23 protein-coding genes and 2 pseudogenes are annotated in these 22,334 nt (G+C 31.6%); 11 read left to right on the forward strand and 14 right to left on the reverse strand.

Translation table 11 applies throughout. The annotated features are described in order from the left end of the window. Entirely contained in the window at nucleotides 1–516 is a 516-nt protein-coding gene (locus AC0L3M_RS15415; RefSeq protein ID WP_473431320.1) for an RNA polymerase sigma factor, read from the reverse strand. 333 nt (nucleotides 517–849) lie between these two features. On the opposite strand from AC0L3M_RS15415, the gene AC0L3M_RS15420 reads away from it, so the two are divergent. The 4 genes from AC0L3M_RS15420 to AC0L3M_RS15435 all read left to right on the forward strand — a co-directional run bounded on the left by AC0L3M_RS15420 (nucleotide 850) and on the right by AC0L3M_RS15435 (nucleotide 4,144). Next, complete coding sequence (locus AC0L3M_RS15420) at nucleotides 850–1,908, forward strand: hypothetical protein (protein WP_473431321.1); 1,059 nt, start codon at nucleotides 850–852, stop codon at nucleotides 1,906–1,908. Nucleotides 1,909–1,997: 89 nt separating this feature from the next. Then, the gene (locus AC0L3M_RS15425) at nucleotides 1,998–2,756 is read left to right on the forward strand and encodes a membrane metalloprotease (protein ID WP_473431322.1); all 759 of its coding nucleotides are present in this window, start codon (nucleotides 1,998–2,000) and stop codon (nucleotides 2,754–2,756) included. 37 nt (nucleotides 2,757–2,793) lie between these two features. Next, the gene (locus AC0L3M_RS15430) at nucleotides 2,794–3,384 is read left to right on the forward strand and encodes a porin family protein (protein WP_473431323.1); all 591 of its coding nucleotides are present in this window, start codon (nucleotides 2,794–2,796) and stop codon (nucleotides 3,382–3,384) included. 262 nt (nucleotides 3,385–3,646) lie between these two features. Beyond that, nucleotides 3,647–4,144, forward strand: coding sequence for a fasciclin domain-containing protein (locus AC0L3M_RS15435; RefSeq protein ID WP_473432518.1), 498 nt, complete (start codon nucleotides 3,647–3,649; stop codon nucleotides 4,142–4,144). A gap of 109 nt (nucleotides 4,145–4,253) precedes the next feature. Here the strand turns inward: AC0L3M_RS15435 and AC0L3M_RS15440 are convergent, their stop codons facing one another. Next, a complete protein-coding gene (locus tag AC0L3M_RS15440; protein WP_292942373.1) occupies nucleotides 4,254–4,799 on the reverse strand; it encodes a CIA30 family protein in 546 nt (181 codons plus the stop codon). A gap of 126 nt (nucleotides 4,800–4,925) precedes the next feature. On the opposite strand from AC0L3M_RS15440, the gene AC0L3M_RS15445 reads away from it, so the two are divergent. From AC0L3M_RS15445 to AC0L3M_RS15455, 3 genes are read left to right on the forward strand one after another with little or no spacing between them, the layout of a single operon-like run. After that, on the forward strand, nucleotides 4,926–5,525 hold the full coding sequence (locus AC0L3M_RS15445) for a SprT-like domain-containing protein (RefSeq protein WP_145001004.1): 600 nt from the start codon (nucleotides 4,926–4,928) through the stop codon (nucleotides 5,523–5,525). A 26-nt stretch (nucleotides 5,526–5,551) separates the two neighbouring features. Beyond that, entirely contained in the window at nucleotides 5,552–6,634 is a 1,083-nt protein-coding gene (locus AC0L3M_RS15450; RefSeq protein ID WP_473431324.1) for a mannose-1-phosphate guanylyltransferase, read from the forward strand. Nucleotides 6,635–6,643: 9 nt separating this feature from the next. Further along, nucleotides 6,644–8,125 (forward strand): DUF389 domain-containing protein, encoded by a 1,482-nt coding sequence (locus tag AC0L3M_RS15455; RefSeq protein WP_145001000.1) that lies wholly within the window; start codon nucleotides 6,644–6,646, stop codon nucleotides 8,123–8,125. A gap of 87 nt (nucleotides 8,126–8,212) precedes the next feature. Here AC0L3M_RS15455 and AC0L3M_RS15460 read toward each other — a convergent pair whose 3' ends face one another. Both AC0L3M_RS15460 and AC0L3M_RS15465 read right to left on the reverse strand, forming a co-directional pair. Further along, a complete protein-coding gene (locus AC0L3M_RS15460; RefSeq protein ID WP_292942382.1) occupies nucleotides 8,213–8,980 on the reverse strand; it encodes an ABC transporter ATP-binding protein in 768 nt (255 codons plus the stop codon). Next, the gene (locus AC0L3M_RS15465; protein ID WP_028283826.1) at nucleotides 8,977–9,717 is read right to left on the reverse strand and encodes an MlaE family ABC transporter permease; all 741 of its coding nucleotides are present in this window, start codon (nucleotides 9,715–9,717) and stop codon (nucleotides 8,977–8,979) included. Before AC0L3M_RS15465 ends, AC0L3M_RS15460 begins: the two co-directional genes overlap by 4 nt. A gap of 110 nt (nucleotides 9,718–9,827) precedes the next feature. On the opposite strand from AC0L3M_RS15465, the gene pafA reads away from it, so the two are divergent. Beyond that, nucleotides 9,828–11,483, forward strand: a complete 1,656-nt coding sequence (gene pafA / locus AC0L3M_RS15470) for an alkaline phosphatase PafA (RefSeq protein ID WP_473431325.1) — start codon at nucleotides 9,828–9,830, stop codon at nucleotides 11,481–11,483. On the opposite strand, the gene AC0L3M_RS15475 is transcribed toward pafA, so the two are convergent. From AC0L3M_RS15475 to rsfS, 7 genes and pseudogenes are all read right to left on the reverse strand, one after another. Then, nucleotides 11,480–11,827 carry an SdpI family protein gene (locus AC0L3M_RS15475; protein ID WP_292942389.1) on the reverse strand — a complete coding sequence of 116 codons (348 nt, stop codon included), beginning with the start codon at nucleotides 11,825–11,827 and terminating at the stop codon, nucleotides 11,480–11,482. The two genes, pafA and AC0L3M_RS15475, sit on opposite strands and share 4 nt — an antisense overlap. Before the next feature lie 7 nt (nucleotides 11,828–11,834). Next, entirely contained in the window at nucleotides 11,835–12,101 is a 267-nt protein-coding gene (locus AC0L3M_RS15480; RefSeq protein WP_473431326.1) for an acyl-CoA-binding protein, read from the reverse strand. A gap of 4 nt (nucleotides 12,102–12,105) precedes the next feature. Then, nucleotides 12,106–12,756, reverse strand: a complete 651-nt coding sequence (locus AC0L3M_RS15485; protein ID WP_341588372.1) for a phosphatidylserine decarboxylase family protein — start codon at nucleotides 12,754–12,756, stop codon at nucleotides 12,106–12,108. Continuing rightward, entirely contained in the window at nucleotides 12,746–13,579 is an 834-nt protein-coding gene (locus tag AC0L3M_RS15490; protein ID WP_473431327.1) for a phosphatidate cytidylyltransferase, read from the reverse strand. Before AC0L3M_RS15490 ends, AC0L3M_RS15485 begins: the two co-directional genes overlap by 11 nt. 4 nt (nucleotides 13,580–13,583) lie before the next feature. Beyond that, nucleotides 13,584–14,191, reverse strand: a pseudogene (locus AC0L3M_RS15495) (LUD domain-containing protein). A 111-nt stretch (nucleotides 14,192–14,302) separates the two neighbouring features. Beyond that, complete coding sequence (ftsH, locus tag AC0L3M_RS15500; RefSeq protein ID WP_473431328.1) at nucleotides 14,303–16,267, reverse strand: ATP-dependent zinc metalloprotease FtsH; 1,965 nt, start codon at nucleotides 16,265–16,267, stop codon at nucleotides 14,303–14,305. Nucleotides 16,268–16,276: 9 nt separating this feature from the next. Then, a pseudogene (rsfS, locus tag AC0L3M_RS15505) lies at nucleotides 16,277–16,647 on the reverse strand (ribosome silencing factor). Between the two features lie 155 nt (nucleotides 16,648–16,802). On the opposite strand from rsfS, the gene AC0L3M_RS15510 reads away from it, so the two are divergent. Further along, on the forward strand, nucleotides 16,803–17,468 hold the full coding sequence (locus tag AC0L3M_RS15510) for a biotin--[acetyl-CoA-carboxylase] ligase (RefSeq protein WP_473431329.1): 666 nt from the start codon (nucleotides 16,803–16,805) through the stop codon (nucleotides 17,466–17,468). Here AC0L3M_RS15510 and AC0L3M_RS15515 read toward each other — a convergent pair. Next, nucleotides 17,452–17,859 (reverse strand): SRPBCC family protein, encoded by a 408-nt coding sequence (locus AC0L3M_RS15515; RefSeq protein WP_473431330.1) that lies wholly within the window; start codon nucleotides 17,857–17,859, stop codon nucleotides 17,452–17,454. The genes AC0L3M_RS15510 and AC0L3M_RS15515 overlap by 17 nt on opposite strands. Before the next feature lie 59 nt (nucleotides 17,860–17,918). Next, entirely contained in the window at nucleotides 17,919–18,563 is a 645-nt protein-coding gene (gene pyrE, locus AC0L3M_RS15520) for an orotate phosphoribosyltransferase (protein WP_145000980.1), read from the reverse strand. Between the two features lie 120 nt (nucleotides 18,564–18,683). Between pyrE and AC0L3M_RS15525 the strand changes: the two genes are divergently transcribed. Together AC0L3M_RS15525 and AC0L3M_RS15530 are read left to right on the forward strand one after the other, a co-directional pair. Beyond that, nucleotides 18,684–19,265 carry an NUDIX hydrolase gene (locus AC0L3M_RS15525; protein ID WP_145000978.1) on the forward strand — a complete coding sequence of 194 codons (582 nt, stop codon included), beginning with the start codon at nucleotides 18,684–18,686 and terminating at the stop codon, nucleotides 19,263–19,265. 168 nt (nucleotides 19,266–19,433) lie between these two features. After that, complete coding sequence (locus AC0L3M_RS15530) at nucleotides 19,434–21,605, forward strand: T9SS type A sorting domain-containing protein (protein ID WP_473431331.1); 2,172 nt, start codon at nucleotides 19,434–19,436, stop codon at nucleotides 21,603–21,605. Between the two features lie 251 nt (nucleotides 21,606–21,856). Here the strand turns inward: AC0L3M_RS15530 and AC0L3M_RS15535 are convergent, their stop codons facing one another. After that, a complete protein-coding gene (locus AC0L3M_RS15535; protein ID WP_473431332.1) occupies nucleotides 21,857–22,333 on the reverse strand; it encodes an N-formylglutamate amidohydrolase in 477 nt (158 codons plus the stop codon). Between the last annotated feature and the right edge of the window lies 1 nt (nucleotide 22,334).

The following is a 22,334-nucleotide window of genomic DNA, read 5'->3' on the forward strand; positions in this document are numbered from 1 at the left end:
TTAAATATTCTGTATATGTTGCTTCAAAGTTTTTAAAGCAATTGACATGCGTTTTTCGACTGCTTTTTGCGAGAGGTTTAATAAGGTAGCAATCTCACGATACTTTTTACCTTCAATTCTATTTAATAAAAACACTTCACGCTGTCCATCGGTTAATAATGCAATAGCATTTTGCAATTTTGTTTTAAACTCTTCTTCTTCTAATAAATATTCTGGACTTTGATTGTTCATATCTAAGTAAGGTGCAGCTTTAGCATACTCCATAACCACTTTATTATGTTTTATGGTGTTTAAAAACATATTATTAATAGATGTAAATAAATACGTCTTGGCTTTATCAAAATTAATTTTAGCACAATTTTCCCAAATTTTTGAAAAGGCATCTTGTACTAAGTCTAGGCTTTTTGCAGAATCGCCACATTTATAAAATGCAAAATTACTGGCAGATTGTAAATGCTTGACATAAAAATCACTAAAGTTTTTTTCCTCACAAAGGTTGTTTGTATTCTCACTCATAAACCAATTTTAGCTTTTAAATAAGTTAGGCTAAATATAATGTTTGCGTAAAAGTAGGGTAAAAATATTTTGTGTTGTCTTATTGGCAGAACAATCTAAAATAGTAAACATGGACACCGAAAAACTAATAACCATCATTGAAACAATTTTAATAATCATCTTGTTAACAAGCTTTACCGCTTCAATTTATATAATTAATCACTTATTTGAAATTTTAAAGTAGGGTAAAATAATATCCAGTTGTCTTACCAATAGAATGGCGAAAAAATAGCTTTCAAAAAGAAAATAGTTTCATTAACAAAAGAAAAATTAACTTTACAAACATTTAAAATTATGAAAAACTTAAAATTTATTACAGCCTTATTTTTAACTTCATTAATGACACTAACATCTTGTCAAGATGAAATTGATGATGAAAGTGGGAACAATCCAAACACTAATACTTCAAACTCTCAAACTGCTAGTAATTTAGAGCGTACCTCAATGTACGATGGGTCTTTTGATGATTTTTTAGATGGGACGTCATGCTCGTCAATACTTTTACCAGTAACTGCAACCGTAAACGGAACGCAGGTTACCATTATTAGTCAGGCTGATTATCAACAAGTGATTGATATTTTAGCGCAATTTAATACAGATGACGATACTGTGGAACTTCAATTTCCGGTAACGATTAGACTAAGTAATTATACCGAAGTTGTTGTTGAAAATCAATCAACATATGATGGTTTTATTGATGCATGTCAAACAGTAACAGCAGCAGGAGATGAGGCAATTACTTGTTTAGATATTGATTTTCCAATAACCTTATTAACGTATAGTTTAAGTTTAGAACAAACAGGGAGTGTTGTATTTGAAACCGAACAGCAGTTATATGCGTATATAAGTGACTTTAGTGATGATCAATTATTTGCTATAAATTATCCAATTACAGCTACTGTCGATGCTAGTGGTAATCAGGCAATAACATTTAATAGCGACGCAGAATTACAAGCAGCAATTTCTGATTGTTTAAATGAGCAAGTCGTTGAGGAGCAAGCAGCTGAAGATGCTGATGCTTTAGAGACTATTTTGGTGGATGGATTGTTTCAGGTAGAGTCGGTTATTAACGCAGGTGTTGATACTGCGTCAGATTATGCTGAGTTTACTATAGATTTTGCAAACGACTTATCTCTAGTAGCAGTCAATACGGTTAATGTAACTGTGCAAGATGTACAAGGGACTTATCAGGTAGCTTCTCAAACAGAAGTGTTTTTAGATTTAACCTTTACAGGGAATGTTACATTTAATGTATTAAATCAAAATTGGGCTGTGACAAGCTTTAATAACACGACCATATCATTACAAAGTACAACCAATGCAGCATTAACATTAGTATTAACACAAATATAAGTTAGTATAGCGCAGAGATGTATGCCTTTTGCAAAACAGCTATTTTAATACGATGGCTGTTTTGTTTAATTATTAAAAAAATTAAAAATATGAAGTATTTAAGCGTAATAATATTGTTGGTATTAATGTCATGTAGTAGCGACGATTCACAAAATGATGCACTAAACAATACACAAGCAAATAAGTTAAATGTTGGTGCATCTGCCAATGATTTATTATCTGATACTACGTTTTCTAGTCTTGTTGTTGAGGTAGTATATGTCGAAGGATTTGAGCCTTCTCAAACAGCAATATCTAATTTTGTTTCTTTTTTGGAAAACAGAACCTTTAAACCTAATGGAATTACGGTACAAAAACGAGCAATCTCGTCTCCTGGTTTAACGCCATATACAAATCAAGAGATAATAGCTATAGAAGATGCTAATAGATTATTGTTTAATAATAGTAATCAAATAGCAGTTTGGGCTTTTTTTGCGGATGGTGCTTCTGCTAACAATACAGATACAGGAGTTGTTTTGGGTACTGCTTATAGAAATACATCGTTTGTAATTTATCAAGAGACAATTCAACAATTAACTTCTGGCACAATAACAAATACAACACCTATATTAGAATCTACGGTCATTACGCATGAGTTTGGACACATTGTAGGATTAACCAACTTAGGTACGCCTTTGCAAACTAATCATGAAGATTTAGAGCATCCAAAGCATTGTAATATTGAGTCTTGCTTAATGTATTGGAAAGCAGAAAATGGTAATGGAGCAATGTCTATGATTTCTGGAGGATCCATACCACAATTGGATGCGCAATGTATTGCTGACCTTCAGGCTAATGGAGGAAAATAATTTTTAAACAACTTAACACTTACTTAAATTATTAATTATGAAAAAACTATGTTTAACACTAGCACTAAGTTTTGGAGCTTTATTTTTAGTAAATGCACAAGACGATATAAAGTCTAAGTCTAATGGAGGAATTAAAGGTGGTTATAATCTAGCATCAGTACAATACGATGGTAATGAAGAAACTGGTCAAAGAAGCGGTTTTCATTTAGGATTATATGGCGAATCTTATTTAAGCAATTTTGCAGCTATTCAAATTGAAGTGATGTACTCGCAGCAAGGTTATGAACTAGAAACTAATGGTGGGACGTTTACACAAAAACTGAATTATATTAATGTGCCATTATCTTTAAAACTATATCCTGTAAGTACCTTTTACTTAGAGGCTGGACCACAAATAGGTTATGCTATCTCACATAAAGAAACGTATGATGCTAACTTTGATTTATTTGATACATCACAAGAGTTTGAGCCTAATAGCTTTGATTATGGTGTAAATTTTGGAATAGGATTTAAATCGGATGCTAATGTTAGCTTAGGTGTGCGCTACCATTTAGGTCTTGGAGATATTTACGATGATGGATCACCAAAAAACAGAGTATGGCAGTTCTCGTTAGGCTTTGGTTTTTAGTGGTGTAGCATTGTGTTGTTTAACCGAAATTGGAATATTCAGTTTCGGTTTTTTTAGACCGAATTTATTTTGTTTAATAAGTTTAACTAAACTTTAAACAAAAATAATAGTTTTATTTATTGTCTGGTTTTATCTTTGGGTAAACAAAAAAAACAAAACTATGAAAACTAAAAATGTATTAATGGCTTTTACAGTAGTAGGGCTAATTGGATTAAATGCTTGTAAAGAAGCACCAAAAAATGTAGAAACTCAGTCAAAAGAAATGGCGCTTAACACAACAGACAGTTCGCCAAAAGTAGGGCAAGCACAAGACAATGATAATATTGTTGGAGTAGCTGTTGGAAATGAAAACTTTACAACCCTTGTTGCAGCAGTAAAAGCAGCAGATTTAGTAGAAACGTTAAGTGGTAAAGGTCCATTTACAGTATTTGCACCTACAAATGATGCTTTTAACAAATTGCCAGAAGGCACAGTAGAAACATTATTGAAGCCTGAGAATAAAAAAATGTTAACAGCAGTGTTAACGTATCATGTTGTACCAGGAAAATTTAATGCATCAGCAGTAGTTGAGGCTATTAAAGCAAACAACGGAAAATTTACTGTTGCTACAGTACAAGGTGGATCATTAACAGCGTCTTTAGAAGATGGAGATGTTGTATTAATGGATGAAAAAGGAAACACATCTAAAGTTATTATGGCAGATGTTGCAGCTTCAAATGGAGTAATTCACGCAATAGATGCAGTAGTGATGCCTAAGTAATTTTTTTTAGGTTGTTTAATGATGGGAAATCGCTTTCAAGAAATTGGAAGCGGTTTCTTTTTGTAACATAATTAAAAACTTAATGGTCTATAGGTAAAAGGCTATTGTGTTATTCAAACTTGATATAATCTATTTCAATATTAAAATTACCAGCTTTTTTGTCGCTAATAATTAATGCAATATTATAGACATCATCCAAAGCTTTTATTGGCATTGTATTTCCTATAACTTCACTTATTCTGTAATGTTTAAAATCTGATAGATTTACAGAAATGGTATCCCAATCTGTAGTTTTAGGTGTAAAGGTGTATTTATAATAAGGTATGAAGTATTGTTGACTATTTTTAAGAGATAATCCAAAGGTACGATCTGTACTATTACTTTTAAATCGCATAGTCATTGTTTTACAGTCACTTAATGCACCTGCAGTAATTAACGTGCGGATACTTGCAAATCCACCATTGTTTTCTAGACTAACTTCGCCATTAAATACAATGCTGTTTTCTAATATAGTTGTTTTGGATGTGGATAATCCACCCATGACACCATCGTTAACTATACGCCAATCATCACCTGCTTTTTCTGTTCCAAAATCTATTGTTAATCCTAGGTTTGTACTCATAAATAAGGTTACTATAAAAATTAATTGTTTCATATTTAAAGATACAAAAACAAAGTAGTGTTAACTTTTTATAAACTGTTAATTTGTGATATTTAAAACAACTTAAATTTATTTTATCAATTCAGTTAATAATATTAATTAACTATTATTTTTGTAGTCATGCAAAACACCATTTCTCATTACATTCCAGAAGCATCAGTCTCTAGAGTTTTACAGCTTTTAGAGCACGATCATTTGGTTGTAATGGTAAAAAAAGAAAGAAAAACAAGGCATGGTGATTACCGTAGATTACCAAATGGAAAACATCAAATTACGGTAAATGGAAGTTTAAATAAATATCGATTTTTAATAACGTTAATACATGAGATAGCCCATTTAGAAGCGTTTTCTAAATTTGGCAGACATATAAAACCACATGGAGCAGAGTGGAAGCGTACCTTCCAGCATTTAATGTTGCCTTTTATTAATCCTCAGGTGTTTCCGGAGTCCATTTTGCCTGTAGTTGCAAAACATTTTATAAATCCAAAAGCGTCTAGCGACACAGATGTGCAACTCGCCTTAGCTTTAAAGCTATTGGACGCTCCAAATAATAAAAGCTTTATATTTGAAGTACCTTTACATCAGACTTTTAAAATACACAATGGACGTGTGTTTAAAAAAGGAGCAAAAAGACGCACTAGACATGAGTGTGTCGAGGTAAAAACAGGTAAAACCTATTTGTTTAATGCCAATGCTGAGGTAGAAATTTTAAATAATTAAGTTAAGCTTAATACAATAACAAGGACATGCAGAATAAAAATTATTACGCAATATTAATGGCAGGTGGAGTTGGTTCACGTTTTTGGCCAGTAAGTACAGAGGAGTTTCCTAAGCAGTTTCATGACATGCTAGGGACAGGAGATACGCTGATCCAAAAAACATTTAGCCGATTAAGTAAACTAATACCTAAAGAAAATATTTTCATTTTAACTAACGAAAAATATAACGACTTAGTCTTAGAGCAACTTCCGGAAGTAACCCAACGTCAAGTTGTGTTGGAGCCAGCTATGCGTAATACAGCACCTTGTATTTTGTATGCAAGTTTAAAAATACAAAAGGAAAATCCTGATGCAATAATGATTGTAGCACCAAGTGATCATTGGATTGAAGACGAAGTTGCTTTTACTACAAATGTCAAGCAAGCATTTACCTATTGTCAGGATAACGATGCCTTAATGACATTAGGTGTTACGCCTACATTTCCAAATACAGGATATGGTTATATTGAAACAGGAACTGCATCTGAGGATAATATAAGTCCTGTAGTGCAGTTTAGAGAAAAACCTAATTATGAAACTGCAAAACAATTTTTGTCAAAAGGTAACTTTCTATGGAATGCAGGTATATTTATGTGGTCTGCAACAAGTGTAATAAAAGCTTTTGAGAGTAATCAGCCAGAATTATTTGACTTGTTTAAAACAGGTATGGCTACTTATAATACGGAATTTGAAGATGATTTTATAAGAGATAATTATCCTAAAGCAGAAAATATTTCTGTGGATTATGCCATCATGGAATCCTCTACTAATGTATACGTAATTCCAGCAACTTTTGATTGGAATGATTTAGGAACTTGGGGAAGTTTATACGATAAATTAGATAAAGACCAGAACAATAATGCTGTAGTCAATGCAAAAACCTTAACGGAAGATGCTTCAGGAAATATGATACGAACTAAAGCGGATAAAGTTGTTGTTGTCGATGGATTGAATGATTATATTATTGTAGACAAGGACGAAGTTTTACTTATCTTTCCGAAGTCAAAAGAACAAGATATTAAAAAAGTACTTCAAAAAGTAAAAGATAATTTTGGAGAGCATTACGGATAGGTTTTAACTATGGAACAAAACAACGAGCCTAAAGAGAATAAGTTTAATTTCTCTAATGAAGAGAAACAAAACGAAGCGGTTAATCAAAAAAAGGAAGCAGTAAAAAAAGATGCTGAAGGCCTATTTAAAAGTATAAAAACCTTTCTTCAAGAATTACTTGATTTTAGAGACGATACTGACAGAGATGCCACTATCGAAGCTATTAAAGCAGACATCCCTTTTAAAGGTGCTACTGCATGGATTTTAATTTGCTCAATATTTGTAGCCTCTATTGGTTTAAATGCTAATAGTACTGCTGTGGTAATTGGAGCCATGTTAATTTCGCCATTAATGGGACCAATTTTAGGTGTAGGTTTATCTATTGCAATTAATGATATTGATACACTTAAACGATCGCTAATAAATTTAGCGATTATGATCGTATTAAGTTTGTTAACAGCCTTTTTGTTTTTTAGATTTTTTCCATTAAGTGAAGATACTTCAGAGTTACTAGGTCGTGTTCAACCAGATATACGTGATGTTTTAATAGCCTTTTTTGGAGGTTTAGCTTTAATTATTGCACGTACTAAACGTGGGACTATTGCTTCTGTAATTTTTGGAGTAGCTATTGCAACTGCTTTAATGCCACCTTTATGTACAGCAGGTTATGGATTAGCCAAAGGTAATTGGACTTACTTTGGTCAAGCTATGTATTTGTTTACCATTAATACAATATTTATTGCTTTAGCAACATTTTTAGTACTTAAAATTTTACGTTTTCCAATGCTTAAATATGCTAATTCTGCTAAGCGTAAACGTACTGCAAGAATTGCCTCTTTAGTAGCTATTATTGTAATGATTCCTGCTATGTTCACGTTTTTAAGTGTGTTAAGAGAAAGTCAATTTAAAGTAGATGCTAAAGACTTTATTACTAATGAGCTTAAGTCCTTACCTAACGCAAGTTATATCCAAAAATATGCGACGCCTAATTACACACCAAATGGTGACTCTAACATTGAGTTAACAACATTTGGAACAGATGTAATTTCAGATGACATGAAGCATTTTTTAGAAAATAGATTACAAGAGTATACGTACTTAAAAAATTCTAAATTATTAATTAATCAAACTAAAAACAGAGAGATTAATAATCTAGAATATATGGAAGAGTTACGTACAAGAGACTCTTTAGACTTAATGACTCAGCAACAAAAAATTACATTTTTAGAAGAAAAAGTAAAAGAGTTATCTAAGCTAGAGCGTGGTTATATTCCTTTTGAAGAATTATCTAAAGAGGTGAATATTAATTATGAAAATATTGAATCCTTATCTTATGCTAGTGTTGTAAACTCTAATTTTAAAAGCATTGACACGTTAGCTGTTTTTACTGTTAAATGGAATGATACTATAGTAGACGCTAATCAATTGTCTAAAGAGAAAGATAAGTTATATCGTTGGTTAAAGCTAAAGCTGAAACTAGACACCTTGGTTGTTAAGCAAACTAATAACTAAAATCACGTATAGCAATAAGTTTAGCTATTAATTTAGTTGAAAATATATTTTTCGGAGAAGTTAGTTTGACTTTAAATAATAGAGTGTTTAACTACGTTCCTCTAGGTACATTTGACGTACTTTTTTAAACAATTCTGAAGAGTATACAAAGTCTGTAACCGCTTCATTATCTGTTTTAAAAATGTCGTATCGAGACCCTTCCCATTCTTTTAAACCATTTTTAAGAAAAATAATTTTTTCTCCAATTTGCATAACTGAGTTCATGTCATGCGAGTTAATTACAGTTGTAATCTGATATTCTTCAGTGATTTCTTTAATTAAGTCGTCAATAACAATCGATGTTTTTGGATCTAACCCAGAATTAGGTTCGTCACAAAATAAATATTTTGGCTTATTTACAATCGCACGTGCAATTGCAACACGTTTTTGCATACCTCCAGAGGCTTCACTTGGTTTTTTATTATGTGCATCTCCAAGATTAACTCTTTTTAAAACAAAGTTTACACGATCTTCCATTTCGCTTTTACTTTGTTTGGTAAACATTTTTAGAGGAAACATAACGTTTTCGGCAATAGTCATCGAGTCAAACAACGCGCTTCCTTGAAACACCATACCAATATCAGCTCTAATATCACGTTTTTCGTCTTCGCTTAATTTAGCAAAGATTTTACCATCGTAAGCAATACTACCTTCTTCGTAATCAAAAAGACCTAAAAGGCATTTTAAAAATACGGTTTTACCAGAACCACTTTGCCCAATAATAAGGTTAGTTTTTCCTTTTTCAAAAGTGGTAGTAACGCCTTTTAAAATATGCGCATCTCCAAACGATTTGTGTAGATTCTTTACTTCTATCATTGACTTAGCAGGAGTTGAGTTAATATATAGTTTAAAAGGATAATCATGACACTGGTCCAAACAAAAGAGGTTGTACTAGCTTTACCAACTTCCAATGCGCCACCTTTCATGTAATATCCATGGTATGATGGTACTGTGGCTAATATAAAGGCAAATAGTAATGTTTTAATAAAGGCATAAGCCATATGAAAAGGCTTAAAATCAAGTTGTATTCCTTCAATATAATCTGGCATTGTAGCGTAACCACCATAAACACAAGCAGCTAATCCACCCATGATGCCTAAAAACATGGATATTGAAATTACAAAAGGATACAGTGTTAATGCTATAAATTTAGGAAACACTAAATAGTTTAAACTGTTTATTCCCATAACTTCTAAAGCGTCAATTTGCTCTGTCACACGCATTGTACCAATGCTAGAAGTAATAAAAGAGCCTACTTTACCAGCCATAATTATGGACATAAAAGTTGGAGCAAACTCTAAAATAATAGATTGTCTAGTTGCAAATCCAACTAAGTTTTTTGGGATTAATGGGTTGTCAATATTTAAAGCAGTTTGTATGGTAACAACACCACCAACAAAAAATGATATAAAGGCAACAATACCTAGAGATCCGATAATTAAATCGTCTATATCTTTAAGTATTAATTTTTTCATTACAGACCACTTTGTGGGCTTTCGAAACATTTCGACAACCATTAAAAAGTAGGTTCCAATATAGTGTAGGTAATTCATTAGTTATTTGTTACTGCTAAAATATAAAATTATAACAGGTATTTAATGTTAATTTCAAATTAGATGTTTTAAAAGCTGTATTTTTGGGGTTCAAAATTAAATTTGTCACAATGAGAGCTATTCTATCGTTATTTATTATTTGTTTTCTTCTTAGTTGCCAATCACAAAAAAGCACTATAACATCAAACAGTACTAAGTTAAATTCGCAACCAAAGTTAGTGGTTGGAATTGTAGTAGACCAGATGAGATACGATTATTTAACTAGATTTTATAATAAGTATGGAGATGGAGGATTTAAACGATTAATAAACGACGGTTTTAATTGTAAAAATAATCACTTTAATTACGTACCAACTTATACTGGACCAGGACATGCTTCAATATTTACAGGTGCTACACCAAAAACTCACGGTATTATTTCTAATAATTGGTATGACAAAGTATCTGATAGTTATGTTTATTGTGCAGGAGATACTTTGGTACAGCCTGTAGGGACTTTAAATAATGCAGGTCAAATGTCTCCACATAGACTTAAAACCACAACTTTTGCGGACGAAAACAGATTATTTACGCAAATGAAAGGTAAGACTATTGGGATTTCGGTAAAGGATAGAGGTGCTATTTTACCAGCAGGACATACAGCAAATGCTGCTTATTGGTTTCATGGTGCAGATGAAGGTCGTTTTATAACTAGTACTTTTTATTTAAATACGTTACCTAATTGGGTACAAGATTTTAATAATACAGCTGCTGCTGAAAGTTATTTAAAGGAGTGGAATACATTATATGACATAAATACGTATACTGAAAGTGGAAGCGATTTAAATGCTTTTGAAGGCGGTTTTAAGGGAAAAGACACAGCAACGTTTCCTTATGATTTAAAGGCTTTAAGTAAAGAGAATAGAGGTTATGACATTATTAAAGCAACACCTTACGGAAACAGTATTGTAGCAGATTTTGCAATTGCAGCTATTGATGGTGAACAGTTAGGTAAAGATAATATTACAGATGTGCTAACCGTTAGTTTTTCTAGTACAGATTACGTAGGACATAATTTTGGTGTTAATAGTAAAGAAGTAGAAGATACTTACATTAGGTTAGATAAAGATATACAGCGCATCTTAGAAGCATTAGATGCAAAAGTTGGAGAAGGTAACTACACCTTGTTTTTATCGTCAGATCATGGAGCTGTTGAGGTGCCTGCTTATCTAGAATCAGTGAAAATTCCTTCAGGATATTTTGATACAGATGCGTTTAAAACTAACTTAAATGAAACTACCATTTTAAATTATAAAGCGGAAAATTTAATTAAAAACATAAGTAATAACCAAATATTTTTGGATAGAGCATTGATTAAAAGCTATGGTTTAAATTTAGCTAGTGTGCAACAAGAAATTGTAAATACAATAATAGACTATCCTCATATTTCAAAAGCTTATACAGCAACTAGTATGACTACTACCGAGTTTTCTGGAGGTGTTGAAAGCTTGTTGCAAAATGGATTTAATCAAAAACGTTCTGGAGATGTCTTATTTGTGCTAGATCCAGCAGTAATAAGTTATAGTAAAACGGGATCTACACATGGATCTGCCTTAAACTATGATACGCATATCCCATTACTGTTTTTTGGAAAAGGAATTAAAACAGGAAGCACAATGCAACATACTAATATTCCTGACATAGCACCAACAATGTCTGCGTTGTTAGGGATTAGCTTTCCAAATGGAGCTACAGGGAAACCGCTTGAGTTTGTTTTAGAAAATTAATTAAACTTAGCTTTTAAAGCACGTTCGGTTTTTAACCACATAAATAGAATGGCGCTAAAAATTAGTATTAAACTAATACTAATACGTGCCATTTTACTAAACTGTATGACTAAACCAATACAGCTAAATGTCATAATTAAACAGCCAGCTATAATTAATTGTACAGAGGAGTACTTTTGTGCAAAATCCCAACTATTTTGATTTTTCATGGATAAATCTGTGCGATAACCATAATACCAATTAATTTTTTTAGGAGGATAAATAAGTGTAATAACACTGGCAATAATAAAAACTATTCCAGATATAAAACTAGGTAGTAATATGCTCTCAAATGAAGAAGGCATATCTATTTTATTTTCGGTATAAAAAGTAATTGTTGACTAACTCTATATAGGTTTCTTTAGCTTCGTCAGTAGTAATGTCTTTAATTTGAAAAAGAGCATTTGTTTTAAAAGCGTTAATTATAGGCTTTTTGCTACTAGGTCTTTCGTAGTTATTAGTAGCTTTTTTGTAATAAGCGTACAATCGAAGCAAGAAATCTGCAAGGAAAGGTTCTGTATGTGTGTTAATGCGGTCCACAGCATCTTCAAAAGTTTTATTTAATTCCTCTGTAGTCATACTATTAAATTTCGGCAATAATACTTTCGCCTCCTTTTACTTTTTGGTTTAAGGCAACCTTAATGTTAGTGTCCAAAGGTAAAAATAAATCTACTCTCGAACCAAATTTAATAAACCCAGAGTCTTCTCCTTGGTTAGCAGCGTCTCCTTCTTTAGCATAATTTACAATTCGCTTAGCTAATGCTCCAGCAATTTGTCTATATAAAACTTTACCGTATAATGGGTTATCTACCACTACTGTTGTACGTTCGTTTTCTGTGCTAGCTTTTGGATGCCAAGCTACAAGGTATTTTCCTGGATGATACTTGCTGTAAGCTACTTGTCCACCAATAGGGTAGCGTGTAACATGCACGTTAATTGGAGACATAAATACACTTACTTGTAAGCGTTTTTCTTTAAAATATTCAGGTTCAAAGACTTCTTCAATAACAACTACTTTTCCATCAACAGGAGAAACAACTGTGTTGTCATTTAATACGGTTAATCTTTTTGGGTTTCTAAAAAACTGTAGAATAAGGAATAGAAAAACAAAAAGCGTGAAAAATAGTAAATATTGTAACCATTGTAATGCTACAAATTTATCAACAACAACCGCTAAAATTGCCACTAATAGAAAAGTGATTGCAATTATTTTAAAGCCTTCTTTATGAAACATATTTTAAAATTCTTAGAAATAAATAAATAAAAGGAGCTGCAAAAATCATACTGTCAAAACGGTCCATTAAACCTCCATGTCCTGGCATGATTACACCACTGTCCTTTACGTTTGCTTGGCGTTTAAATTTGGATTCAATTAAGTCTCCAAGTGTGCCAAATACACTAATTATAATACTTAAAATTAACCAGTCTGTAAAGGTTAATGTTTCTTTTTCTGTTTCCGTAAATATATGAATAAAATAGCTGGCAATTGAAGCGAAAAATAGTCCGCCTAAAAAGCCTTCAACCGTTTTTTTAGGTGATATACTTGGAAACAGTTTTTGTTTTCCAAAGTTTTTACCAACCAAATAAGCAAAGGTATCGTTAATCCAAACCAATATAAAGGATCCTAAAATGTACTCTGGTGTAAACGATCCTTTGTGGTTAGCTATTAATACTAAAAATACAAAACCACTAGTCAAATAAAAGGTGGTGATTATAAAACGTTTTGAGCTAAATAGCGGAATTTTCTTTTCGGAAAATAAATCCTTTATTAAAATTAACTGCACAAAAATGGTAAGTACTTGTAATATTTGCGTGGCTTCATCTAGTCCTTTGTTAGAGTTCATTACAAATTGCCAATAGCCAAACACAAAATATAGAATTGTGAATATTATATAAGGTGCGACGCTTTTAAGCTGTATAAGTTTACAAAACTCTATTAAACAAATTAGCCCAAACACAAAAAACAACACGATAAATGCGTGCTGGTTTAATAATGATGCAACAAGTAAACTTACGTATAAGAATCCTGATAGCGCTCTTGTAAGGGTTTCGTTCATAAAACTAAAGGTCTTCTAAAAGCAGCAAATATAAGTTTTTTGTACTGCTTCCGTAAGATAAAAAGTCTTTTTCCTCTTGTAGCTTAAAATGTTTAATAGTTGTGATGTTAGTGGGTATTTTTACACTATTCTTATGCTTTATTTCTCTTAATCCTTCGCCTATGTTTGATATTATTTGACTTGTAGTAGCAAATACTATGACGTTATTAGGGAATTCGTTAAGTTTTTTTCAGCTAGCTGGTTAGAGCTAACCAATAAAGAGCCATCATTAGCTATTAGGTTTTCGCAAGTGGTTATAAAATAAGTGCATTCTGATAGTTTGTCACTGATTTTAAGTTGAGAAGATTTAAATTTATCTTTCAAGTTATTGTCATAAAAATAAGCAGAATGATCTTCCCAGTTATTTTCTAGTATTATATTATTTAAGTTGTCGTAAACTTCGTCTAAAGAGTCACAATACAGGAATTTACCACCATTTTCTTTAAAGTTTATAGTAAAACTTTCGTCAATAGGTAGCTCTTCTTTAGGCATATATTTGCCTCTGTCGTCGGACTTTAGATCCTCCTTTTCTACTTGAGATTTAGAACTAAATAATTTTCTAAAAAGGCTCATTTACACTTTGCTATAATCAGAATTACGTTAATGGGAATATCAAATATAAAAAATCTTAGACTATCAAACGAGATAATCTAAGATTTTTAATACTTATTTATGTTTTATATACTATTCCTCTTCGTTGTTGGTTGTTGCTTCTTCAATAACAAGTTTAGTTTCATGGTTATCAAATGGGCGTTTACCAAGGATTTCTTCAAGGTCATCTTTAAAAATAACTTCTCTTTCAATTAGTCTTTCTGCTAATTTTTTAAGAACATCTTTTTTAGATTCTAATAGTGTTAAAGCTCTTTGGAATTCAGTTTCAACGATATTTTTAATTTCGTTATCTATTAACTCTGCAGTCTTTTCACTATATGGTTTAACAAAGCCATTTTCTCCTGCTGGATCATAAAATGTAATGTTACCAACCTTTTCATTTAATCCATATATCATAACCATAGCTTTAGCTTTTTTGGTTACGTTTTCTAGGTCACTTAAAGCTCCAGTAGAAATTTGATCAAAGATTATTTTCTCGGCAGCACGTCCACCCATTGTAACACAAATCTCGTCTAAAAACTTGCTTGTTCTGGTAATGTAAGCTTCTTGAGGTAGGTACCATGCAGCTCCTAAACTACGACCTCTTGGTACAATAGTTACTTTTACTAATGGATCTGCGTGTTCTAAAAACCAGCTAACTGTTGCGTGTCCAGCTTCGTGATAAGCAATGGTCTTTTTCTCTTCTACAGAGAATAAATTGCTTCGTTTTTCTAAACCTCCTACAATACGGTCAACTGCGTCTAAAAAGTCTTGTTTTTCAACTGCTTTTTTATCTTTTCTTGCAGCAATTAAAGCTGCTTCATTACATAAATTAGCAATGTCAGCACCAGAAAATCCAGGTGTTTGTTTTGATAAAAATTCAATATCTAATCCTTCTGCCTTTTTAAGTGGCTTAAGGTGAACTTCAAATATTGCTTTACGCTCTGTTAGGTTAGGTAAATCAACATGTATTTGTCTGTCAAATCTACCTGCACGCATTAATGCGTTGTCTAATATATCTGCTCTGTTAGTGGCAGCTAATACAATTACATTTGTATTTGTACCAAAACCATCCATTTCTGTTAATAGTTGGTTAAGTGTGTTTTCACGCTCGTCGTTACTTCCAGACATTGCGTTTTTACCTCTAGCTCTACCAATAGCATCAATCTCGTCAATAAAAATTATAGCTGGAGATTTTTCTTTAGCTTGTTTAAAAAGGTCTCTAACTCTAGAAGCACCAACACCAACAAACATTTCGACAAAGTCAGATCCAGATAATGAGAAGAAAGGTACTTTTGCTTCTCCTGCAACTGCTTTTGCTAATAATGTTTTACCTGTTCCTGGAGGTCCTACTAATAAGGCTCCTTTTGGTATTTTACCACCTAAGTTTGTGTATTTTGAAGGGTTTTTAAGGAAGTCTACAATTTCTTGAACTTCTTCTTTTGCACCTTCTAATCCAGCTACATCTTTAAAGGTTGTCTTAACTTCAGAGTTTTCGTCAAATAGCTTAGCTTTAGATTTTCCAATATTAAAAATCTGTCCACCAGCACCTCCACCACCTCCAGAAGACATACGACGCATGATAAAAATCCAAACACCAATTAATAGGATAAATGGAAGTAAGCTAAAAAGTAATTCTCCCCAAGGATTGCTTTCTTGTGTGAAGGTTACTTGAGCTTTCTTTTCCTGATCTAAATCTTTATTTATAGTGTTAATAGATTCTTGAAACAAAGTTAAGTCACCAAATTGGAATGTATAATTTGGAAGCTTAGTTGTTGTTGGAAAAATAGAGGTTGGCTTAGATTTTTTGTGCTCCTCTTTAGATTCAGCATCTTTTGTTAAGTATACTTTTGCAATAGTATTGTTTACTATTTCTACCTTTTCTACATCACCTTCTTTTAAAAATTCAAAAAACTGTGAAGGCGAGGTTTTATTTTCTGTACCAGCACTACTTCCAAAAATTTGAAGAGCAATAAAGAAAATTATAATTCCTCCATAAATCCAGTATGGACTAAATTTAGGTTTTTTAGGTGCTGCTTTTTTATTTTTATCTGCCATGTAATGTGTTTAATAGTTTGTTTCGATAACAGTAACTTTAGCATCACCCCAAAGACTTTCTATATCGTAATATTCTCTGATATGTTTTTGAAAAACGTGTACCACAACGTTAACATAATCCATAAGTATCCACTCAGCATTATCTTCTCCTTCTATATGCCAAGGCTTATCCTTAAGTGTTTTACTAACTTTTTTTGTATGGAATTAACAATAGCGTTTACTTGAGTGTTAGAAGTACCTTCGCAAATTACGAAGTAGTCACAAACCGTATTTTCAATTTCTCTTAAATCAAGAATATTTATTTCTTTTCCTTTTACATCTTCAATACCTTCTATCACTGTAGCGATTAGGGCATCAATATTTGGTTGTTGTTTCGCCATTAATTTAATTTAAATTTGTGCAAAGTTATTATTTTTAAGTTCTTTATACTCTAAAAAAATCATAAGATTTTACAATACGAAGATAATTATTTAATATGCTTATAATCAAACTTAATGCCACCGATTCTACAAATAGGTTTCTTCGCAATCTTAGTTTGGACAGTCCAGTGCAAGATTTTACAACAATTGTGACTAGCCATCAAACAAATGGTCGTGGTCAAATGGGTACACTTTGGCAATCTCAACCCTTTAAAAACCTAACGTTTAGTGTTTATAAAAAATTAAATTTGTTTCCGTTTGAGTCTCAATTTTATATTAGCATGTCTGTAGCTTTGGCTATTATTAAAGCATTAGAGCAGTTAAATATTCCGAAATTAAGCATAAAATGGCCTAACGACATTTTGTCAGCTAATCAAAAAGTGTGTGGAGTTTTGATTGAAAATGTCATAAAACAAAGCGTTATTGAATCTTCAATAATTGGTATTGGACTAAATGTAAATCAGTTAGATTTTAATGGTTTACCTCAAGCAAGCTCTTTAAAAAGTGTAACAGGAGTTAATTATAATTTAGATGAAATATTACATCTAATCCTAAAACAGCTAGAAATACAATTAGACCTTTTAGTTAAGGATACTAATAGTATAAAATCGCAATACGAATCTTATTTATTTAGAAAAGAAAAACCTTCAACATTTAAAACTGCCGAAGGTTTGTTTTCTGGTATTATAAAAGGTGTTTCTAAGCATGGTTTACTTGAGGTCTTAATAGAAGATCAAGTTTTAAAAACCTATGATTTAAAAACGATTAAGCTATTGTATTAATTGCTTGAGGCATGTTGGTAGCTAAGGTTTCAATAAATTTATTGATAGGTCCTTTTATCATCATAGCCATCATGGCATTAAATTCGCCTTTAAAAGTTAATTGTACTTCACTTTTATTAGCTTCAACTTCAGTGATATTTCCTGTTAACGAAAAATCTATTTTTCCACCAGCTGCACCTAAAACAATTTTGCTATTTGGTGTCATTTCTTTCTTTTTTAAGACAATTTCTGGCATTCCTTTAAGTGCAAATAAAAATTTGTCTTCACCTAAAACTTCAAATTTACTTATGTTTTCAGGCATTAAGTTTTTAAAGTTTTTGACATCGCTTAAAAAATTAAAGGTCTCTTCTGGAGATTTATCTAAAGTTACTTTAGGGCTTTCTAGTTTCATATTTGTATTTAAGTTATTTAAAATTAATAGTGTTTTATAGTATTGCTATTAATTTAATATCAATTAACGTTCCAAACGCTTGGATTGGCATTCCAACGACCTAATGTCTCAATTTCTTTTTCAGAGATATAGTTGCTAGATGCAGCTTCCGTTAGTAAACTTTCGTAATTACTTAAGGTGTGTAAAGTGATATTTTCTTTTTCAAAATTTTCTTTTGCTACGTCAAACCCATAGGAAAATATTGCAATCATTCCTTTTACATTTACATTAGCTTCTTTTAATGCTTTGACAGCATTAAGACTGCTTTTTCCGGTACTAATTAAATCTTCAACAACGACGACATTTTGACCACTTTCTATATGACCTTCTATTTGGTTTTTACGACCATGTCCTTTAGCTTCTGGTCTAACATATATAAAAGGTAGTCCTAAATATTCAGCCACTAACATCCCAATCCCAATAGCTCCTGTTGCAACACCTGCAATAACATCTGGTTTTCCGTAATGTTCTTCAATAAATTTACTCATTTCCTCTCTAATATAATTTCTTATTGGAGGATAGGATAGTACAACACGATTGTCACAATAGATTGGCGATTTCCAACCTGAAGCCCAAGTAAATGGATTGCTAGGTTGTAGTTTTATTGCATTTATTTGTAATAAAACTTGTGCTGTTTGTCTGGCAGTTTGCTTGTTAAAAATCATATGGCAAAAGTACAGATTTATTTAATTTTACTTAAAATTAATTTTAAAATAAATTAGCATAAAGTCTCAATGTCATTAATTTTAATATTTTTACCTATTTATAACTAGCTACTATTTTTTATGCAATGCATTTTTGTAAACGATAAGCCTATCTTTTTGACTACTAAGGTGGAAAAAGAAACTGATTTTAAAAACTTTTTACTTAAGGATGTGGATCTGGATTTAGTACTTCATACGCTGTCCAAAAAATCGATAAATTCTGTTAGATTAATTGGACATAGTGACGATAAATTATTAAAATCCTTCAAGAAAAAATTACCTAATGTAGTTGCAGGAGGTGGTAAAGTCTTTAATGATAAAGGTGAAATACTTTTTATATACAGAAATGATAAATGGGATTTGCCAAAAGGTAAAACAGAAAAAAGGGAAACTATAGAAGAAACAGCGATTAGAGAAGTCGCTGAAGAAACTGGTGTATCCAAATTAAAAATTATAAAACCGTTACCTATTACTTATCACATTTTTAAACGAAATGGTAAGTCTAAACTTAAAATTACGTATTGGTTTGAAATGCATTCTTCATTTGAAGGTAATTTATTTCCGCAATTAAACGAAGGAATAACAAAAGTAGAATGGTTGGATCAGGAGGCTGCATCTGAAGCTTTAAAAAAATCTTATGCCAATATTAAATTATTATTTTAAAACCATATTTTTTTATAAATAAAACACAGTAGTGTGTTTTGTCCTAGGTATTTAGCATTTTATCTTTTAATGGTTAATTTTATACACTTTAGCCAATATTTTACTGTAGGAGAATTCAGTTAATTATTTTCGCACTTGTAAATGTAATTAATTTAAAACCCTCACAGTATGTATACAAAATTACTTAACCGATTGGTTAATTTTAAAGCAATGCTAGTCTTATTAGCAATGACTTTTTCTTTTCAATCATTTGCCTTAGAAGACACCTATTGTGGTTCTATTGCTGGCTTTGAATTCTCTAACGGAACGACTACTACAGCAATTAGTCATAACCAATCTTATTACATAAACGATCTTCCAAATAACTTTTACGTTAACTTATTAGTTAGTGGTTACTCACAAAGTGCTAAATTTTATGTTAGAAATTTAGACACTGGACAATGTTATAACGTAAACGAAAATCATTTGCCTTATACTTTTCCAGGAGGAAATGGCGCATGGAACTATGGTTGTGGTAATTTTGAAGTTAAAGCTAAATTGTACAAATACGATAGCTGTGGGACATATTGCGACAGTGAAACTATTAGATTTACTATTACTTGTCAGCCAGAGGAAACATGTGGAGAAATTTCTGGATTTCAGTTTACAAATGGATCTCAAGATGTGACAATAACAAATAATGAAACTTATGCATTAGATGCCTTACCAAATAACTTTTATGTTGACTTATTAGTTGATGGTGCGTCGGAAAGTGCTAATTTAATATTGGTAAACTTAACAACTGGTCAAACGTTTAATGTCGGTGAAAACTATACACCTTATACAATTCCAGGAGGAAATGCAGCATGGTGTTACGGAACAGGAGACTTTAAATTAATAGGAAAAATATTTGAAAACAATTATTTTCAAGGGACTTTATGTGATGAAGAGGTTATCTATTTTACAATTGATGAAACAACGTGTAGTCAAATTGTAGGATATGAGTTTTCAAATTTTGCTGACGCAACTGTAGCGATTGTAGATGAAGCAAATTATGATCTAGATAGTCTTCCAACAGATTTTAATATCAACTTATTAACCTCTGGAGATTTAGAAAGTGCATTTTTTACTTTAACTAACTTAGATACTGGAGAGGTATTTACTAAAACAGAAAATGCAATTCCATACACTTATCCAGGTGCAACTAATTCAGTTTGGTCACATGGTTGCGGTACATTTAAAATATGCGCTAGTATTTTTCAAGAAAACTATGCTAGTGGAACAGCATGTGATAACACATGTGTAACATTTTCCATTAATTGTGAAGAGCCTTGTGGTACGATTGATGCGTTTGCATTCTCAAACGGAACTGATGATTTAACAATCACTGAAGGTCAAACATATAATGTTACAGATTTACCAACAGGATTTGCAGTAGCAACTTTAATTACAGGAGCTTCTCAAAGTGTTTCTACAACAATTACTAATGTAACGACAGGTGCTTCTGTTGTAATAACAGATAACACATTACCATATTCTTATCCTACAGCAGCTGCTTGGGATTTAGAAGCAGGTACTTACCAAATAGTAACTCAATTATTTTCAGAGGATAATGCTTCAGGTACACAATGTGATACGCAATCCATTAACTTTACTTTAGTTGATGTATTAGCTTGTCAAGCTACATTTGCAGGAACTTCAACGATCTCTAGCGGATTAGCTATAATTATTCCTGGTGTTGCGTCTACTGTAACAGTCAATTTAAATAACGATGCTATTTTACCTGATGGCTATAGCTTAGCAACAGTAATCACTAAAGGAGATGATTTAACAATTGTTGGGTTTAGTGAAAACTTAGTATTAGATATTCCAGAAATGGGAGGTTTTTACACAGTACATACTTTAGCTTTTGATCCAGAGACATTAGATTTAAACGATTTAGTATTGGGTACATCAACTGCTTTTGATGTTTTAGACTTAATTGAAAACAACCAAATATGCGCAGATCTTGATACTGTTGGTAGTCAATTAATGGTGATTGTAACTGGGTCTACAGACAGAAATAGTAGCATAACTGTTGATCAGGTAAAAGGTAATCAAGCTATTGAAGCACAATTATCTGCAGATATTAGATTGTTCCCTAATCCAGTTGTAACACAATTAAATATTAACGTGGATTTACTTAAAAATGAAGTCCTTAACTACGCTATGATTGATGTTAATGGTAAATTAATACTTACAGGTAAGCTATCTAATAATAGTAATACTATTAACACCTCAGATTTAGCAGCAGGTTTTTATATCCTTAAGTTAAACTCGGAAGTAAGACAACTTACTAAAAAGATAATGGTTAGAAAATAACCAATTACATTAGATAATAAAAAACCGTTACAAATTGTAACGGTTTTTTTATGTTTAAAAATTAATAATGCTTTGCTTTAAAACATGTTTTAGCTTTTCTGGCATTTTATTATCTATAGCAAAAGACTGATTTATTTCTACCTCAATGCCTACATAATTGTTTTTAAATTGTTGTCTTAATGCAGTTGTAAAGCCATCGGCTTTTCCTAAATAGGGATAATTAAATCTGACACGATACTCTGGATTTAAAGCTAAAATATTTTTTTTACTTGCATTGCATATTGCTTTTCTTGAATCCTTCTAGAGTCATATAAAAGCCCAATGTCACAGTCTCTTATAGTATTGTTTAAAATAGGTGTAAAAGAATGAATAGAGAGATGTACGACGCTTAAATTGTTTTTTATAATTGATGCTATATACTTTGTTACAGCTTGCCTGTAGTCATTATAATACGTGTTAATTAGGCTTTGTTTTTGTTTTGTTGTCAATGTTTTTGTGTATGCTGAAAACAAATTTTTATTATTAGTAGATCTATTTAATTCTATTAATAAACGACTTGTTGTACTAAAGTTTGAATAATCCGCAATAGGCTTTAAATAATTAAATACATCCAATGCGCCTAAGTCATAACCTTTGTGTGTTTCTAAAACTGAAGTATCTAAAAAATAGGGTTTATATTCTAAAGGAATAGTATTGCCACCATGCTCACAAGTAATGACTAATTTCATT

The organism is Olleya sp. KJ81-1, from assembly GCF_055808135.1.

What these genes read in the sequence shown, in the direction of transcription:
- AC0L3M_RS15415 (WP_473431320.1), bottom strand. Translation starts at nt 516, where the DNA reads ATGAGTGAGAATACAAACAACCTTTGTGAGGAAAAAAACTTTAGTGAT.
- pyrE (WP_145000980.1), bottom strand. Translation starts at nt 18,563, where the DNA reads ATGATTTTTAACAAGCAAACTGCCAGACAAACAGCACAAGTTTTATTA.
- AC0L3M_RS15440 (WP_292942373.1), bottom strand. Translation starts at nt 4,799, where the DNA reads ATGAAACAATTAATTTTTATAGTAACCTTATTTATGAGTACAAACCTA.
- AC0L3M_RS15490 (WP_473431327.1), bottom strand. Translation starts at nt 13,579, where the DNA reads ATGAACGAAACCCTTACAAGAGCGCTATCAGGATTCTTATACGTAAGT.
- AC0L3M_RS15435 (WP_473432518.1), top strand. Translation starts at nt 3,647, where the DNA reads ATGGCGCTTAACACAACAGACAGTTCGCCAAAAGTAGGGCAAGCACAA.
- AC0L3M_RS15455 (WP_145001000.1), top strand. Translation starts at nt 6,644, where the DNA reads ATGGAACAAAACAACGAGCCTAAAGAGAATAAGTTTAATTTCTCTAAT.
- AC0L3M_RS15515 (WP_473431330.1), bottom strand. Translation starts at nt 17,859, where the DNA reads ATGAAACTAGAAAGCCCTAAAGTAACTTTAGATAAATCTCCAGAAGAG.
- AC0L3M_RS15525 (WP_145000978.1), top strand. Translation starts at nt 18,684, where the DNA reads ATGCAATGCATTTTTGTAAACGATAAGCCTATCTTTTTGACTACTAAG.
- AC0L3M_RS15535 (WP_473431332.1), bottom strand. Translation starts at nt 22,333, where the DNA reads ATGAAATTAGTCATTACTTGTGAGCATGGTGGCAATACTATTCCTTTA.
- AC0L3M_RS15480 (WP_473431326.1), bottom strand. Translation starts at nt 12,101, where the DNA reads ATGACTACAGAGGAATTAAATAAAACTTTTGAAGATGCTGTGGACCGC.
- pafA (WP_473431325.1), top strand. Translation starts at nt 9,828, where the DNA reads ATGAGAGCTATTCTATCGTTATTTATTATTTGTTTTCTTCTTAGTTGC.
- AC0L3M_RS15450 (WP_473431324.1), top strand. Translation starts at nt 5,552, where the DNA reads ATGCAGAATAAAAATTATTACGCAATATTAATGGCAGGTGGAGTTGGT.
- ftsH (WP_473431328.1), bottom strand. Translation starts at nt 16,267, where the DNA reads ATGGCAGATAAAAATAAAAAAGCAGCACCTAAAAAACCTAAATTTAGT.
- AC0L3M_RS15460 (WP_292942382.1), bottom strand. Translation starts at nt 8,980, where the DNA reads ATGATAGAAGTAAAGAATCTACACAAATCGTTTGGAGATGCGCATATT.
- AC0L3M_RS15425 (WP_473431322.1), top strand. Translation starts at nt 1,998, where the DNA reads ATGAAGTATTTAAGCGTAATAATATTGTTGGTATTAATGTCATGTAGT.
- AC0L3M_RS15430 (WP_473431323.1), top strand. Translation starts at nt 2,794, where the DNA reads ATGAAAAAACTATGTTTAACACTAGCACTAAGTTTTGGAGCTTTATTT.
- AC0L3M_RS15465 (WP_028283826.1), bottom strand. Translation starts at nt 9,717, where the DNA reads ATGAATTACCTACACTATATTGGAACCTACTTTTTAATGGTTGTCGAA.
- AC0L3M_RS15485 (WP_341588372.1), bottom strand. Translation starts at nt 12,756, where the DNA reads ATGTTTCATAAAGAAGGCTTTAAAATAATTGCAATCACTTTTCTATTA.
- AC0L3M_RS15530 (WP_473431331.1), top strand. Translation starts at nt 19,434, where the DNA reads ATGTATACAAAATTACTTAACCGATTGGTTAATTTTAAAGCAATGCTA.
- AC0L3M_RS15420 (WP_473431321.1), top strand. Translation starts at nt 850, where the DNA reads ATGAAAAACTTAAAATTTATTACAGCCTTATTTTTAACTTCATTAATG.
- AC0L3M_RS15475 (WP_292942389.1), bottom strand. Translation starts at nt 11,827, where the DNA reads ATGCCTTCTTCATTTGAGAGCATATTACTACCTAGTTTTATATCTGGA.
- AC0L3M_RS15445 (WP_145001004.1), top strand. Translation starts at nt 4,926, where the DNA reads ATGCAAAACACCATTTCTCATTACATTCCAGAAGCATCAGTCTCTAGA.